The organism is Citrobacter sp. wls826, assembly GCF_005281245.1.
Taxonomy (GTDB): domain Bacteria; phylum Pseudomonadota; class Gammaproteobacteria; order Enterobacterales; family Enterobacteriaceae; genus Citrobacter; species Citrobacter braakii.
The window spans coordinates 248,767-265,245 of the sequence record NZ_SZWS01000061.1 but is presented as its reverse complement, the minus strand read 5'-3'; the positions used below and the strand labels follow the sequence as shown (position 1 = coordinate 265,245).

The window sequence follows — 16,479 nt, the reverse complement described above, 5'->3', positions numbered from 1 at the left end:
CATTCTGCCGGATTTGGCGACGTAACGCCAAATCCGGCCTGATGCTTACTCGATCTGTGTTGTGCCGTTCAGGCGGAAAACAATATTCACCACCAGCCCGGAACCTGGCTTACCGGCTTCATAACGCCATCTGCGCATCGCATTTTTCACTTCACGCTCAAACATATTTGCAGGCTGTGCGGACAGAACTTCCACATTTTCAACCCGGCCATCCGAGGTCACGTCAAATTTGACTTTCACACGGCCTTCAATGCGCAATGCCTGTGCACGTGCCGGATATTGAGGCTGATTACGACTTAAGGCTCGCGGACCCGATGGAGCACTCACCGCCGGTTTAGTGGTTGCCGGAGCGGTACTGGTTGTTGGACGCGCAGGCGCCGTATTTTCAAACGGGGATACCGGACGCGGCTCTGCTGGTTTAACATCACGCTTCGGCTGCTCTTCCACCTTTTTCACCGGTTTTGGCTTCGGTTTAGGCTTGGGCTTCGGTTTCTCAATCACTACCGGCGCTTCTTTTGGCGGTTCGGGGATCGGTTCTGGCTCCGGTTCAGGCTCGACGACGGGTTCCGGCGGCGGCTGAACGGCCTGAGGAGGTTCAAGATCGACAGGCGCAACCATCGTAACGGAGATCGGCTGCGCTGGCGCAGGCAGTTCAATAACCTGATGTACCGAGGTATACAGCAAACCTGCCACTACAGCACCATGAATGCCGACAGAAAGTAACGTAGGCCAGGGAAAGCGACGAGGTAAATCAAGGGTCATTGAAGTCATAATCGTTTCAGTAAAAAAACCAGGCCCTGATTTTAAATGCAAATAGCAATCATATTCAATAAGACCGTGAAGCTAACTGGCATTTAAAACGCGATTTTATGATAAAAAACCATTTTCAAAGTATGGCCTTAACATATTAGTTATCTTTCCGTTGCAGTTACCAGGCCTTTCCAATAACGTAAATATGACCTTTTACCGTTCAAGGAGCTCTACCCGTGCTGTACGTTATTTACGCTCAAGATATCGCAGACTCTCTCGAAAAACGTCTTTCCGTACGCCCTGCTCATCTGGCTCGTCTGCAACTCCTTCATGACGAAGGCCGTTTGCTCACGGCGGGTCCTATGCCAGCGGTTGACAGTAACGATCCGGGCGCCGCAGGCTTTACCGGCTCAACGGTGATCGCAGAATTTGAATCTTTAGAAGCCGCGCAGGCGTGGGCGGAAGCCGATCCCTACGTGGCGGCAGGTGTTTATGCGCAGGTTTCAGTAAAACCTTACAAAAAAGTATTTTAAAAACAAAACGAAAAGCAGACATTGGGCACCGACAGCGGTGCCCTTTTGAGATCAGATGTTGTGGATCGCAAACAGCAACGAGTTACGTTGATGGTTGAGAATACACTTTCTGATGGTATGGATACGCATATTACGGCGCGATTGTCCTTCAAGCCAACGTGCTTTACGGCGGCTAGCCTGACGCAGCATCCGCCAGCGTCCCACTTCCGTTCTACTACGCTTCATGTTTACTACTCTTTCAGTCACTGTGCGGCCATTATAACGCCACACCGAATGCAGACCAGTGGTTTTCCCGTGTTTTTATTTGCCAGATTAATCCTGATGCGTAAACTCTTAACAATACGCTTTCAAAAGGATTTTTAAATTTATGACAACCTTCTACACCGTGGTGAGTTGGCTGGTCATTCTGGGTTACTGGGTACTCATTGCTGGCGTAACATTACGCATTCTAATGAAACGACGCGCAGTGCCCTCCGCAATGGCCTGGCTTTTGATCATCTATATTCTGCCATTGGTAGGGATCATTGCTTATCTGTCCTTCGGTGAGCTCCACCTGGGTAAACGTCGCGCCGAACGCGCCCGGGCAATGTGGCCGTCAACGGCCAAGTGGCTGAACGATCTAAAAGCCTGTAAGCATATTTTTGCGCAGGAAAACAGCAGTGTCGCGTCATCCTTATTTAAGCTGTGCGAGCGTCGTCAGGGAATCGCTGGCGTTAAAGGAAATCAACTGCAGTTGCTCACCAGTTCAGAGGACGTGATGCAGGCATTGATCCGTGATATTCAACTGGCGCGTCACAACATCGAGATGGTGTTCTACATCTGGCAACCAGGCGGTATGGCCGATCAGGTCGCCGAGTCATTAATGGCTGCCGCAAGGCGTGGAATTCACTGTCGCTTAATGCTGGATTCCGCGGGTAGCGTGGCGTTCTTTCGCAGCCCATGGGCGGCGATGATGCGTAACGCGGGTATCGAGGTTGTTGAAGCGCTGAAAGTAAACCTGATGCGTGTATTTTTACGCCGTATGGACCTGCGTCAGCACCGCAAAATGATCATGATCGATAACTATATTGCTTATACCGGCAGCATGAACATGGTCGATCCCCGTTTCTTCAAACAAGATGCAGGCGTCGGGCAATGGGTGGATTTGATGGCGAGAATGGAAGGCCCGGTAGCCACCGCTATGGGCATCGTCTATTCCTGCGACTGGGAAATTGAGACCGGCAAGCGCATTCTGCCCCCGCCGCCAGACGTCAATATCATGCCGTTTGAACAGGCCAGCGGCCACACCATTCACACAATCGCTTCGGGACCTGGTTTCCCTGAAGATTTGATTCATCAGGCGCTGTTAACCGCAGCTTATTCGGCGCGTGAATATTTAATTATGACCACGCCCTACTTCGTTCCCAGTGACGATCTGCTGCACGCGATCTGTACAGCGGCGCAGCGTGGGGTTGACGTCAGTATTATTCTTCCACGCAAGAATGATTCCCTGCTGGTTGGCTGGGCAAGCCGGGCCTTTTTCACTGAGCTGCTGGCCGCTGGCGTTAAAATCTATCAGTTCGAAGGTGGCTTACTGCACACCAAGAGCGTACTGGTCGATGGCGAGCTGAGCCTGGTCGGTACCGTTAACCTGGATATGCGCAGTCTGTGGCTCAATTTTGAAATCACGCTGGTCATTGATGATGCCGGATTCGGTGGCGATCTCGCGGCAGTACAGGATGATTATATTTCGCGTTCCCGTCTGCTTGATGCCCGTTTGTGGGTAAAACGACCACTCTGGCAGCGGATCGCTGAGCGACTGTTTTACTTCTTTAGTCCGTTGCTGTAAAACGTGCCCATCAGACAGTAAACAGGTAGTCATTATGGATATGGATTTGAACAATCGCCTGACTGAAGACGAAACGCTTGAGCAGGCTTACGATATTTTTCTCGAACTGGCTGCGGACAACCTGGATCCAGCCGACATCATTCTGTTCAATTTACAGTTTGAAGAGCGCGGTGGTGCCGAGTTATTCGACCCGGCAGAAGACTGGCAGGAGCATGTTGATTTTGACCTGAACCCTGACTTCTTTGCTGAAGTGGTGATTGGTCTGGCAGATACAGAAGACGGCGAGATTAACGATATTTTTGCGCGCGTTTTATTATGTCGCGAAAAAGATCACAAACTCTGCCATATTCTCTGGCGCGAATAACAAACAAAAAAGCTGCTCTCGCAGCTTTTTTCATTTTTAGCCCGGCAGTTTACTTCCGCAGCGGTTACAAAACTGCGCACTATGTTCATGCTGCGCCTGCTGACACTGTGGGCATCTACGCTGATATCCGCGCTGTTGGAACGCACTGCTCATGTGTGTGGTTATCAATCCGGTCGGTATCGCAATCACAGAGTATCCAATCAGGATAAGCACTGACGCCACCATGCGTCCCAACGGCGTGTGCGGTGTAATGTCACCGTAGCCGACGGTGGTGACCGTAACAATTGCCCAATACACAGACGCATTCAGCGTAGTAAAGCCATATTTGGGCCCTTCTATCAGATACATCATCGCGCCGAAAACAACCATCAGAATGGCAATAAAGGAATAGAACAACATCAGTTGATGACGGGCGCTTTTTAACGCATTCCAGAACACTCGCAGAGAAGGCATAAAACGCAGCAGCTTGAGAATACGCAAGACGCGCAGGACACGCATCGCTCGCCAGGCGAAGACATAGCTCAGACTGATTTCAGGCCATAGCCACATCACGTACAGCGGTAAAATGGTGGCCAGATCGATAATCCCCCAGAAGCTAAACACATATTTTGCGGGATTGGCCCAGCTGCATAAGCGAAGAAAATATTCGAGGGTAAAGACCAGAGTAATAAAGATCTCCAGCCAGACAAAAATGCGCCATTCCTCAAAGGTTAAATGGTATTGCGTCCCGACCCCGGACTCAATGAAGATAACAATAACGCTGAGCAAGGCGAACAGCGCGCACATACCTTCAAAGCGACGCCCTGAACGGGTGTTTAAATCGAATAATTTGCGATAGAGCGCGCGGCGGACAGAAGAGACTAAACCTGACACATATACCTCACCAAAAAAGAAGGGCTGACCTTTGTCAGCCCTCTGGATTATAGCGGGTCTACTTTCAGGCAGGAAACTGCGTGACGGAAACTTCCTTCGAGAACCGGGCGGGTTTTTGCGCATTCCGGTCCGGCAATCGGGCAGCGCGTACGGAACACGCAGCCGGAAGGAGGATTAATCGGCGACGGCAATTCGCCTTCCAGCAACTGGATAACCTTGTTCCTTTCCTGATCCGGGTCGGGAATTGGCACTGCAGACATCAACGCTTTGGTATAAGGGTGCAGCGGATTATGGTACACCTCATCATAAGTCCCTAATTCCACCGCGTGTCCGAGATACATGACCAGCACGCGATCGGAGATATGTTTCACCACCGCCAGGTCGTGAGCAATGAAGATTAACGATAATCCCATTTCACGCTGGAGCTGTTGTAACAGGTTGACCACCTGGGCCTGAATGGATACGTCCAGCGCCGAAACCGGTTCATCGCAAATAATCAGCTTCGGCTCGAGGATCAGCGCCCGGGCAATACCAATACGCTGACACTGGCCGCCGGAAAACTCATGCGGGTAGCGGTTAATCAGATTAGGCAGCAACCCCACCTTCATCATCATCGCCTTCACACGGTCGCGGACTTCCTGGCCAGACAGGTTCGGATGATAAGTCCGCAGCGGTTCGGCGATGATTTCACCGATGGTCATGCGCGGGTTCAGTGATGCCAGCGGATCCTGGAAAATCATCTGAATATCGCTACGCACTTCCCTCCACTCATCGGGTTTCATGCCCAGTAAATCTTTACCCAGCCAGGCGACTTTTCCATCGGTGGCTTTCACCAGGCCAATAATCGCACGGGCAAAAGTCGATTTTCCACAGCCTGATTCGCCGACCACGCCCAGGGTTTCACCTTCATACAGTCGCAGAGTCACGCCATCAACCGCTTTCAGGGTTTTAGACGGCTGCCAGAACCACTGCTTGCCGTCTTTAATGTCGAAATGGACTTTAAGATCGGCAATTTCAAGGAGCACTTTTCGTTGTTCGGTGACCGCATTCATACCAGTTCCTCCACCGGTTTAAAGCAGGCGCGCAGGCGGCCCGGACTAAACTCTTCCAGTGGCGGAGCACTGCTACAGATTTCCATCGCATGCGGGCAACGCGGTTGGAATGGGCAACCTTTTGGTAAACGCAACAGGTTCGGCGGGTTGCCCGGGATAGTCAGCATCTCTTCCCCTTCGGCATCCAGACGAGGTACGGCATTTAGCAAACCAATCGAATACGGATGAACGGGCTTATAAAAGACATCCCGTGCACTGCCATATTCCATGGTACGTCCGGCGTACATCACCAAAACTTTATCGCAAATACCGGCAACTACTCCCAGATCGTGGGTGATCATGATAATCGCAGTGTTGAATTCGCTTTTCAGTTCATTCAGCAGGGTCATGATTTGCGCCTGTACCGTAACATCGAGCGCGGTAGTCGGCTCATCGGCTATCAGTAATTTAGGCCTGCACAACAGCGCCATGGCGATCATTACGCGCTGACGCATCCCGCCGGAGAATTCATGCGGATACATTTTCATACGCTTACGCGCTTCCGGCATTTTCACCGCATCCAGCATTCTTACCGATTCTTCAAAGGCTTCCGCTTTGCTCATGCCTTTATGCAGCATGAGAACTTCCATCAACTGCTCGCCGACTCGCATGTACGGATTGAGAGAGGTCATCGGGTCCTGGAAAATCATCGAGATTTGCTCGGCGCGCAGTTTGTTCAACTCACGTTCAGGTAAATTCAGAATTTCACGTCCGTTGAAGGTTGCGGAACCTCCGATACGGCCATTTGCCGCCAGCAGGCCCATCAGGGCAAAGGCCGTTTGCGATTTCCCTGAACCGGATTCCCCAACAATACCCAGCGTTTCTCCAGCTCGCAGAGAAAAGTTTAAATCGTTTACCGCAGTCACATCGCCGTCGGGGGTGGCAAACGTCACGCGCAGATCTTTAACGTTCAGCAGTGCGTTAGCCTGTTGTTGCGCGAGCGGCGCGGTTGAGGTTTCAATTACGCTCATGGCTGCACTCCTTAACGGTCTTTCGGGTCGAGGGCATCACGCAGGCCATCGCCAATAAAGTTAAAACAGAACAAAGTGACCACCAGGAATCCTGCCGGGAACAGCAGCAGCCATGGTGAGACTTCCATCGAGTTGGCACCATCACTCAGCAACGCCCCCCAGCTACTTAACGGCTCCTGCGTCCCTAATCCCAAAAAGCTCAGGAAGGATTCAAACAGGATCATGCTGGGCACCAGCAACGAAGCGTACACCACCACCACGCCCAGCACGTTCGGCACAATATGACGGATAACGATGCGCACGGTAGATACCCCACCCACTTGCGCTGCTTCAATAAACTCTTTGCGCTTGAGACTCAGCGTTTGTCCACGCACGATACGCGCCATATCCAGCCAGGATACCATCCCAATAGCGACAAAAATCAGCAGGATATTTTGCCCAAAGAAAGTGACCAGCAGAATCACGAAGAACATGAACGGGAAGGAGTTGAGGATTTCCAGCAGACGCATCATCACGGAGTCGATTTTACCGCCGAGGTAGCCCGACAGAGAACCGTATAGCGTGCCGACAACTACCGCGACCAACGCCGCGGCAATGCCGACCATCAGCGAGATGCGACCGCCAATCGCCACACGAACCAGCAGGTCTCGACCTGACGAGTCGGTGCCGAAATAGTGTCCAGATTCTGTATCCGGCGCGCTGGACATCATACCCCAGTCGGTATCGAAGTAGGTAAACTGCGACAGCATCGGCGCCAGCGTCACAAACAGCGCAATAATCACCAGCACGACCAGGCTTGCTACCGCCGCGCGGTTATGCATAAAGCGTCGACGCGCGTCCTGCCACAGACTGCGGCCCTCGACCTCCAGCTTTTCACTGAAATTTTCCAGCGCTTCGCTGTTTTTCTTACTTAACATCATAGCGAGCTCCAGTATCAGTAACGAATTTTCGGGTCGATAACGGCATACAGCACGTCAACAATCGCGTTAAACACGATGGTCAGCGTCCCTACCAGTATGGTGAGGCTCAGGACCAGCGAATAGTCGCGGTTTAACGCGCCATTGACGAACAGCTGGCCAATGCCCGGCAAACCATAGATGGTTTCAATAACCATCGAACCGGTAATAATGCCGACAAATGCTGGTCCCATATAGGACAGCACAGGCAACAGCGCAGGTTTTAACGCATGGCGGAAAATAATCCGCCGCATCGGCAACCCTTTAGCGCGCGCGGTACGAATAAAGTTAGAGTGCAGCACTTCAATCATCGAACCGCGGGTAATACGGGCGATACTGGCGATATAAGCCAGTGACAAGGCCACCATCGGCAGGATCATAAATTTCAACGCCCCGCCATTCCAGCCGCCTCCGGGCAGCCATTTCAAGGTTATGGCAAATATCATGACCAATAAGGGAGCGACCACGAAACTGGGGATAACCACCCCGGTCATTGCCACCCCCATCACCGTGTAGTCCCAGCGCGTATTCTGTTTCAGCGCGGCTATCACCCCAGCGCTAACGCCAACAAGGACCGCCAGAATAAAGGCCGCAGCTCCCAGCTTCGCAGAAACCGGAAAGCTCGATGCCACAAGGTCGTTTACCGTATAGTCTTTATATTTAAAAGATGGCCCAAAATCGCCATGCGCCAGCTGCTTGAGGTAGCTGAAGTACTGCGTCGAGATAGGATCGTTAAGATGATATTTCGCTTCGATATTAGCCAGTACCTCTGGCGGTAACGCGCGTTCCCCGGTGAATGGGCTTCCCGGCGCAAGGCGCATCATAAAGAATGAAATCGTAATAAGTATAAACAGCGTCGGAATCGCTTCCAGACAGCGACGTAATATAAATTTTAACATTGCCCGTACCTTCTGGCGTGTGCCTTTACACCTCTTCTACCCCGACGTTCAGGTAAAGCGGTGTTAATAGTTCGAAGAAAAAAGACACTGTGGGGCAAAATGATTGCCCCACGTCTTGCCATTAATGCTTGATAATATACAAGTCTTTAACGTGGATATTATCCATCGGGTCTTTACCGGAGTATCCGCCAACCCATGGTTTTACCAGGCGGGCGTTAACATAGTAATAAACCGGTACAATCGCAGAATCTTTATCCAGCTGCTGTTCCGCTTTCGAGTACAGTTCGCTGCGCTGCGCTTCATCAGTCACTTTCAGCGTATCCGCAATCAGCTTATCAAACGCCGGGCTCTTATAGTGGACGGTGTTGTTGGAGCTGTCAGACAGCACCATATTCAGGAAGGATGTTGGTTCGTTGTAATCCGCACACCAGCCCGCACGCGAAACATCATAGTTACCCTGATGGCGCGTATCGAGGAATGTTTTCCATTCCTGGTTTTCCAGCTTCACATTGGCGCCCAGATTTTTCTTCCAGATAGATGCCGCAGCGATGGCCAGCTTTTTATGCAGATCTGAGGTGTTATATAGCAGGTCAAAGGTCAACGGTTTTTCAGCGGTATACCCGGCTTCAGCCAGCAGTTTTTTCGCTTCTTCATTGCGTTTTTCCTGAGACCATTTGAACCACTCAGGTTCAACCAGTTTCGCGCCATCGGTGTAAGGAGGGGTAAAGCTATACGCCGGCAGGTCCCCCTGGTTTTTAACTTTGTTGACGATAATGTCACGATCCAACGCCAGTTTCAGGGCGGTACGAACACGAACATCGTTGAACGGTGCTTTCTGGTTGTTGATTTCGTAATAATAGGTGCACAGATACGGGTCAACGTGAACTTCGTTCGGGATCTCTTTTTTCAGTTTCTGGAATAACTCGATCGGCATGTTGTTATAGGTCATGTCGATTTCGCCGCTGCGATAGCGGTTAACGTCAGTCACTTCAGAAGAAATTGGCAGGTAGGTAACCTGGTTAATAACCGTTTTGGCGTTGTCCCAGTAGTTGGTGTTACGCTCAAGTACAATGCGCTCGTTGACCACCCAGTCTTTCAGCTTATAGGCGCCGTTGGTGACGATGTTAGCGGGCTGGGTCCATTTCTCACCGTATTTTTCAACCGCTGCTTTAGGAACCGGAGAAACGGATGAGTGCACAAGCAATTTGTAGAAATAAGGAACCGGCTCGCTCAGGGTGACTTCAAATGTATGATCGTCGAGAGCTTTGACACCGAGATCGGTGATCGGCTTTTTGCCGGCGATAATATCGTCAATATTGACAATGTGACCGTACTGTAAATAACTGGCGTACGGTGACGCGGTATTTGGATTAGCCAGGCGTTGCCAGCTATACACGAAATCTTGCGCGGTAACAGGCGTGCCGTCAGACCATTTAGCGTCTTTACGCAGATGGAATGTCCACACCTTAAAGTCTTTATTTTCCCACTTTTCAGCCACGCCAGGCGATGGTTTGCCATCGACATCGCTGATTAATAAACCTTCAAACAGGTCACGGTTGATATTGGATTCAGGTACACCTTCGATTTTATGTGGATCGAGTGACTGAACTTCCGAACCGTTATTACGCACCAGAGTCTGCTTTTCAGCAAGCTGCACACCTGCTGGCACAACTGCCGCCGTAGCAACATTCCCAGCGATTAGCGCAGTTAGGATCCCCGCAGCTACTAAACTTTTTTTAGTGATGTTAGTCATTGTGTTTGTACTCCCTCATTATTATGGCTGGTTTTTTAACCAGACTGTTAATCCTGTCAGGATCCCTGTACGGCACCGGAGATTTTCTGCCGTCAGGTAGTTTCTTGTTTTACTGCTTGCTATCACCGACTTTATTTATTTCTGGCGATTCGTATGACCGCCTTGCGTCGATTATCTACGTGCCTCCCCTGCCGGAAACACGTTATTACCCTGTTGAGAGAAACTAATTGAAAATGATTCTCATCAACGTGAATTCTTCTGCATAATACCTGGCCGGAAAGTATCAAATGCGTTTCTTAACCGCCAATACATTTTACAAATTTGTTAACCAATTCTCTTTTATTGGAAATAAATCTCACTAAAAAAGTCTTACGAATGAAAGATCACGACAATAAAACGATGAAAATCAATACATTGCATAACGCGCAGTGTTAACTCCCCAGTCCTGTGTCAACACCACGCCAAAATGCACATAAATTTAACAATTGGTTATTAATTAGCACATTCATCTAAAAAAAACGCTGAAATAACTAATAACATTTCGATAATCCTTCAGCAAGCCCCAGAGTATGATGTTAATAAAATAACAGTGACATCGGGATCCCTCTGGTGGACCATTGAGTGTTATATCCATAAAATCAATGAATAAATTAATGAATAACCATCAGATATTTTTATATTTCTATGCTGATTTTCAACTTTAGTGAGAAGTTTTACTAATAACGAATGGAAACGGAGCCGAAAGAGGCTCCGTTGATGCCGAAGAGGAATATCAGGCAAGTAAACCGGGGAAAATGGACTTGATTCCAGTCACAATGAATTCGATCCCTAAGGCCATTAACAACAACCCCATAATACGCGTAATGACGTTGATACCGGTTTGGCCCAGCAGCCGTACCAGCCACGGTGCCATGCGAAACAGTCCCCAACAGCACAGGGCAAACAACGCAATCGCCACAAAAAAACCAAACAGGTTAATCGCACTGTGATAACGCGTACCCCAAACAATAGTTGAGCTTATCGCCCCTGGCCCCGCCATAAGCGGCAATGCCAGCGGCACTACGCCGATACTTTCGCGGATTGCTGTTTCTGATTTTTCCTGTTTGTTTTGCTTATCTTCGCCCAGTTTTCCGCTAATCATCGACATTGCGATAGTCACCACCAGAATGCCGCCGGCAATCCTGAACGAATCTATCGAGATACCGAAGAGCTGAAGAATACCGTCACCAAGGAACAGCGAAGTCCACAGGATGATGGCAACCGACAGGTTTGCCGTAAGGTTGGTTTTATTTCGCGCAGCAGCCGTTTGATAGCTGGTCATACTGATAAAGACAGGGATGATCCCGACCGGGTTAACCAATGCGAATAACCCAATGAAAAATTTAAAATAGACAGGAAAATCAAATAGCGTTTGGATCACGGTTAGCTCCGAAGCGTTAGCCGGATAAAATGAGTCATAAAAATTGATAAAATCCGCGCTGAAGATACGCCTTTTGTCAGCATACTTCACCTTCTATCTGTGTATATCTACGTAAATACACTTCCAATACTTAGTGTTATTAATATGTATTAAATATGCTAATGTTAATAGCATTCATCCCACCAATTCATTAACACTTACCGATAAACGCTAAAAGGGCCTGCTGAAAGGTGTCAGCTTTGCGAAATTTTGATCCAGATCACGCAATTACTACTCAGAAGTGAGTAATCTTGCTTACGCCACCTGGAGGTAGCGCGTTAGAATTAAGTGGCGCTAGCGTATAAGCTCTTTTAGTAAATCAAGGTAAAGTGGACGTTAATTAACCGTTTGATTTTCAAAACGTTACACAAATTTTCGTCGATCTGTCTATACTCTCGTATCGAGCAGATGATTTACTAAAAAAGTTTAACATTATCAGGAGAGCATTATGGCTGTTACTAATGTCGCTGAACTTAACGCACTTGTAGAGCGCGTAAAAAAAGCCCAGCGTGAATATGCCAGTTTCACTCAAGAACAGGTTGACAAAATCTTCCGTGCCGCCGCTCTGGCTGCCGCAGACGCTCGAATCCCTCTCGCGAAAATGGCCGTTGCCGAATCTGGCATGGGCATCGTCGAAGATAAAGTGATTAAAAACCACTTTGCTTCCGAATACATTTATAACGCATATAAAGACGAAAAAACCTGTGGTGTGCTGGCTGAAGACCACACTTTCGGTACCATTACCATCGCTGAACCGATTGGTATCATCTGCGGTATCGTTCCAACCACTAACCCGACTTCTACTGCAATCTTCAAATCACTGATCAGCCTGAAGACGCGTAACGCCATCATCTTCTCTCCGCATCCGCGTGCAAAAGATGCCACTAACAAAGCGGCTGATATCGTTCTGCAGGCAGCAATTGCTGCTGGCGCACCGAAAGATCTGATCGGCTGGATCGATCAACCTTCCGTAGAACTGTCAAACGCGCTGATGCACCACCCGGACATCAACCTGATCCTTGCGACCGGTGGTCCAGGCATGGTTAAAGCAGCATACAGTTCCGGTAAACCGGCAATCGGTGTAGGCGCAGGTAACACCCCTGTGGTTATCGATGAAACCGCTGATATCAAGCGTGCTGTTGCATCTGTTCTGATGTCTAAAACCTTCGATAACGGCGTAATTTGTGCTTCTGAACAGTCCGTTGTTGTCGTTGACTCTGTATACGACGCAGTACGTGAGCGTTTCGCGACTCACGGCGGCTACATGCTGCAAGGCAAAGAGCTGAAAGCCGTTCAGGACGTTATCCTGAAAAATGGCGCGCTGAACGCGGCTATCGTTGGTCAGCCGGCATACAAAATTGCTGAACTGGCAGGCTTCTCCGTACCAGAAACCACTAAGATTCTGATCGGTGAAGTGACAGTTGTTGACGAAAGCGAACCGTTCGCTCACGAAAAATTGTCTCCGACGCTGGCAATGTACCGTGCGAAAGACTTCGAAGACGCCGTTATTAAAGCTGAAAAACTGGTTGCGATGGGCGGTATCGGTCATACCTCTTGCCTGTACACCGACCAGGACAACCAGCCAGAACGTGTTGCTTACTTCGGTCAGATGATGAAAACCGCACGTATCCTGATTAACACCCCAGCTTCTCAGGGTGGTATCGGTGACCTGTACAACTTTAAACTCGCGCCTTCCCTGACTCTGGGTTGTGGTTCCTGGGGTGGTAATTCCATCTCTGAAAACGTTGGTCCTAAGCACCTGATCAACAAGAAAACCGTTGCTAAGCGAGCTGAAAACATGTTGTGGCACAAACTTCCGAAATCTATCTACTTCCGTCGTGGCTCTCTGCCAATCGCACTGGATGAAGTGATTACCGATGGTCACAAACGTGCGCTGATCGTGACCGACCGCTTCCTGTTTAACAATGGCTATGCTGACCAGATCACCTCCGTGCTGAAAGCTGCTGGCGTTGAAACCGAAGTGTTCTTTGAAGTTGAAGCTGACCCAACTCTGACCGTTGTACGCAAAGGTGCTGAGCTGGCTAACTCCTTTAAACCAGACGTGATCATCGCGCTGGGTGGCGGTTCCCCGATGGACGCCGCGAAAATCATGTGGGTTATGTACGAACACCCAGAAACCCACTTCGAAGAACTGGCACTGCGCTTTATGGACATCCGTAAACGTATCTACAAGTTCCCGAAAATGGGCGTAAAAGCGAAGATGGTTGCCGTCACCACCACTTCCGGTACTGGTTCTGAAGTTACTCCGTTTGCGGTTGTTACTGACGATGCAACTGGTCAGAAATACCCGCTGGCAGACTATGCGCTGACTCCGGATATGGCGATTGTTGACGCCAACCTGGTGATGGATATGCCTAAGTCCCTGTGTGCGTTCGGTGGTCTGGATGCCGTCACTCACGCCCTGGAAGCTTACGTATCCGTGCTGGCTTCTGAGTTCTCCGACGGTCAGGCTCTGCAAGCGCTGAAACTGCTGAAAGAAAACCTGCCAGCGTCCTACCACGAAGGTTCTAAGAACCCGGTAGCGCGTGAGCGTGTACACAGTGCAGCAACCATCGCCGGTATTGCGTTTGCTAACGCCTTCCTGGGTGTATGTCACTCAATGGCGCACAAGCTGGGTTCTCAGTTCCACATTCCTCACGGTCTGGCGAACGCCCTGCTGATCAGCAACGTTATTCGTTATAACGCGAACGACAACCCGACTAAACAGACTGCATTCAGCCAGTACGACCGTCCGCAGGCTCGTCGTCGCTACGCTGAAATCGCAGACCATCTGGGTCTGAGCGCACCGGGCGACCGTACTGCTGCAAAAATCCAGAAACTGCTGGGCTGGCTGGACGAAATCAAAGCTGAACTGGGTATTCCTAAGTCTATCCGTGAAGCTGGCGTTCAGGAAGCTGACTTCCTGGCACACGTGGACAAACTGTCTGAAGATGCGTTTGATGACCAGTGTACTGGTGCTAACCCGCGTTACCCGCTGATTTCTGAACTGAAACAGATCCTGATGGATACCTACTACGGTCGTGAATACAGCGAAGATCAAACCGCCGTTAAGACTGAAGCAGTAGCAGCGCCGAAAGCTGAGAAGAAAGCGAAGAAATCCGCTTAATTCATCCAGATAAGTTTTAGTTTCACCATAAACGGTCCCGAATTGGGGCCGTTTTTTTACATCTTACGTTATCAGAATCGATACATGACCAATTCAGCGACGTTTAAAGGATGGACCTGTAAAAGGATGCTTAGGAGGATGCGAGAATAGCGTCAGGAGAGTGTCTGACAGGGTAGCGAACATTAGCGAATGTCGCAGCCTACCCTGTGCTAATAAGCGCCCAGAAGCGCGTAGAGTTAATCGTGGTTGTGTCGTTCTTGTATCGCCGTCAGAGAGCCCTCAGACTGTGCTTGCTTATAATGTTTACGGCATACCGATACATAGCGTTCGTTCCCGCCAATCACCACCTGTTCGCCCTCGTTATAAGGTCGTCCTGCCTGATCAAGACGCAACACCATGCTGGCCTTACGCCCACAGAAACAAATGGTTTTTAATTCAACCAGTTTATCTGACCATGCCAACAGGTATTCGCTGCCGCCAAATAACTCACCACGAAAATCGGTACGCAAGCCGTAGCACAACACGGGAATATCCAGCTGATCGACAACTTCAGATAATTCATAAACCTGCTGTCGAGTCAGAAACTGCGACTCATCAACCAGTACACAGTGAATTCTTTGCTGCTCATTCTCAGCCCGAATCTCTTCGAACAATGATGAATTTTGGTTAAACAATTTTGCAGGTGACGACAGACCTATACGCGAACTTACTTTTCCAGCACCAAAGCGGTCATCAATTTCCGCTGTATATACCACGGCACGCATCCCACGTTCCTGATAATTGTACGAAGATTGCAGCAATGCAGTCGACTTACCGGCATTCATTGCAGAATAGTAAAAATATAGCTGTGCCATTGACCGTAGGCCCTCACCCGGGGAAATAAATATGGGCAGGATTGTACCATATTTCACGAACGTGTCGGTGTAGCGTTGCCTGCATAGGCGTATAAATAGGCGTTCAGACTCGCTCAGTGTCGCCTAAATAACCGATCCTTTAAGTGACACGGGAGCGTGAGTACACTCCAGCCATGGCCCAGGTAGCCTGAAACTCGATGGGTATATACACACTCTTTCACAAATAGTGCTCATGAAATTTATCCATACCTCTTATCTTCTTACGGCAATAAAGAAACCCTTCCCTTATTGTTATTGAATCTACCCACTGTCGCCATGTATTAGCGAATTCATGTAAGCAAAACTAATACAAAAGGTTGAAATCACTGCAAAGAGATACTATTTGTACACCATAAAATGTGACCTGAATCTTGAATTTTTACTCTCAGCCGCTGAGAAGCCCCCTCACCAATAAGCCTTTTTTATGCCCAACGTCGCGGAGAATTTAAGACAGATGAATTAATTCTGATACTAAATAAAGCGCAATTTTGAATTCCTTACATTCCTGGCTATTGCACAACTGAATTTATCGCTCTATTATTAGCTCAACAAACCACCCCCAATATAAGTTTGAGATTACTACAATGAGCGAAGCACTTAAAATTCTGAACAACATCCGTACTCTTCGTGCGCAGGCAAGAGAATGTACTCTGGAAACGCTTGAAGAAATGCTGGAAAAATTAGAAGTTGTTGTTAGCGAGCGCCGTGAAGAAGAAAGCGCTGCAGCTGCTGAAGTTGAAGAACGTACTCGTAAACTGCAACAATATCGTGAAATGCTGATCGCTGACGGCATTGACCCGAACGAACTGCTGAATAGCATGGCTGCTGTTAAATCTGGCACCAAAGCTAAACGCGCTGCACGTCCGGCTAAATATAGCTATGTTGACGAAAACGGTGAAACTAAAACCTGGACTGGTCAGGGTCGTACACCGGCAGTGATCAAAAAAGCGATGGAAGAACAAGGTAAACAACTGGACGATTT

The 16,479-nt window shown here is 49.2% G+C and carries 15 protein-coding genes; 5 read left to right on the top strand and 10 right to left on the bottom strand.

Features of this window, described 5'->3' with window-relative positions; all coding sequences use genetic code 11:
* Positions 1-45: 45 nt before the first annotated feature.
* Positions 46-762 (bottom strand): TonB system transport protein TonB, encoded by a 717-nt coding sequence (tonB, locus tag FDW87_RS18760; RefSeq protein WP_137380054.1) that lies wholly within the window; start codon positions 760-762, stop codon positions 46-48.
* A gap of 224 nt (positions 763-986) precedes the next feature.
* On the opposite strand from tonB, the gene FDW87_RS18755 reads away from it, so the two are divergent.
* Positions 987-1,283, top strand: coding sequence for a YciI family protein (locus FDW87_RS18755; protein WP_003020675.1), 297 nt, complete (start codon positions 987-989; stop codon positions 1,281-1,283).
* Positions 1,284-1,334: 51 nt separating this feature from the next.
* On the opposite strand, the gene FDW87_RS18750 is transcribed toward FDW87_RS18755, so the two are convergent.
* Positions 1,335-1,508, bottom strand: a complete 174-nt coding sequence (locus tag FDW87_RS18750) for a YciY family protein (RefSeq protein WP_016153268.1) — start codon at positions 1,506-1,508, stop codon at positions 1,335-1,337.
* A gap of 142 nt (positions 1,509-1,650) precedes the next feature.
* On the opposite strand from FDW87_RS18750, the gene cls reads away from it, so the two are divergent.
* Both cls and FDW87_RS18740 read left to right on the top strand, forming a co-directional pair.
* The gene (cls, locus tag FDW87_RS18745) at positions 1,651-3,111 is read left to right on the top strand and encodes a cardiolipin synthase (protein ID WP_016156727.1); all 1,461 of its coding nucleotides are present in this window, start codon (positions 1,651-1,653) and stop codon (positions 3,109-3,111) included.
* A gap of 34 nt (positions 3,112-3,145) precedes the next feature.
* The gene (locus FDW87_RS18740) at positions 3,146-3,475 is read left to right on the top strand and encodes an HI1450 family dsDNA-mimic protein (protein WP_003020691.1); all 330 of its coding nucleotides are present in this window, start codon (positions 3,146-3,148) and stop codon (positions 3,473-3,475) included.
* Positions 3,476-3,511: 36 nt separating this feature from the next.
* Here the strand turns inward: FDW87_RS18740 and FDW87_RS18735 are convergent, their stop codons facing one another.
* The 7 genes from FDW87_RS18735 to ychE all read right to left on the bottom strand — a co-directional run bounded on the left by FDW87_RS18735 (position 3,512) and on the right by ychE (position 11,438).
* Complete coding sequence (locus FDW87_RS18735; protein WP_049269434.1) at positions 3,512-4,348, bottom strand: ion transporter; 837 nt, start codon at positions 4,346-4,348, stop codon at positions 3,512-3,514.
* Between the two features lie 47 nt (positions 4,349-4,395).
* A complete protein-coding gene (gene oppF, locus FDW87_RS18730) occupies positions 4,396-5,400 on the bottom strand; it encodes a murein tripeptide/oligopeptide ABC transporter ATP-binding protein OppF (protein WP_016156729.1) in 1,005 nt (334 codons plus the stop codon).
* Positions 5,397-6,410 (bottom strand): murein tripeptide/oligopeptide ABC transporter ATP-binding protein OppD, encoded by a 1,014-nt coding sequence (gene oppD, locus FDW87_RS18725; RefSeq protein WP_003833364.1) that lies wholly within the window; start codon positions 6,408-6,410, stop codon positions 5,397-5,399. The genes oppF and oppD overlap by 4 nt, the downstream gene beginning before the upstream one ends.
* A gap of 11 nt (positions 6,411-6,421) precedes the next feature.
* Complete coding sequence (oppC, locus tag FDW87_RS18720) at positions 6,422-7,330, bottom strand: oligopeptide ABC transporter permease OppC (protein WP_003020701.1); 909 nt, start codon at positions 7,328-7,330, stop codon at positions 6,422-6,424.
* A 14-nt stretch (positions 7,331-7,344) separates the two neighbouring features.
* Positions 7,345-8,265: an oligopeptide ABC transporter permease OppB gene (gene oppB / locus FDW87_RS18715; RefSeq protein WP_003020708.1), complete on the bottom strand. Its 921-nt coding sequence runs from the start codon at positions 8,263-8,265 to the stop codon at positions 7,345-7,347.
* 121 nt (positions 8,266-8,386) lie between these two features.
* On the bottom strand, positions 8,387-10,018 hold the full coding sequence (oppA, locus tag FDW87_RS18710) for an oligopeptide ABC transporter substrate-binding protein OppA (protein WP_016153271.1): 1,632 nt from the start codon (positions 10,016-10,018) through the stop codon (positions 8,387-8,389).
* 772 nt (positions 10,019-10,790) lie between these two features.
* Positions 10,791-11,438, bottom strand: a complete 648-nt coding sequence (gene ychE, locus FDW87_RS18705) for an NAAT family transporter YchE (RefSeq protein WP_003020714.1) — start codon at positions 11,436-11,438, stop codon at positions 10,791-10,793.
* A gap of 487 nt (positions 11,439-11,925) precedes the next feature.
* On the opposite strand from ychE, the gene adhE reads away from it, so the two are divergent.
* Positions 11,926-14,604, top strand: coding sequence for a bifunctional acetaldehyde-CoA/alcohol dehydrogenase (adhE, locus tag FDW87_RS18700; RefSeq protein ID WP_016153272.1), 2,679 nt, complete (start codon positions 11,926-11,928; stop codon positions 14,602-14,604).
* A 236-nt stretch (positions 14,605-14,840) separates the two neighbouring features.
* Here adhE and tdk read toward each other — a convergent pair whose 3' ends face one another.
* Positions 14,841-15,458: a thymidine kinase gene (gene tdk / locus FDW87_RS18695; RefSeq protein ID WP_019076935.1), complete on the bottom strand. Its 618-nt coding sequence runs from the start codon at positions 15,456-15,458 to the stop codon at positions 14,841-14,843.
* 623 nt (positions 15,459-16,081) lie between these two features.
* Between tdk and hns the strand changes: the two genes are divergently transcribed.
* Positions 16,082-16,479, top strand: a 398-nt coding sequence (hns, locus tag FDW87_RS18690) for a histone-like nucleoid-structuring protein H-NS (protein ID WP_137380053.1), incomplete at its 3' end; no start/stop codon positions are given.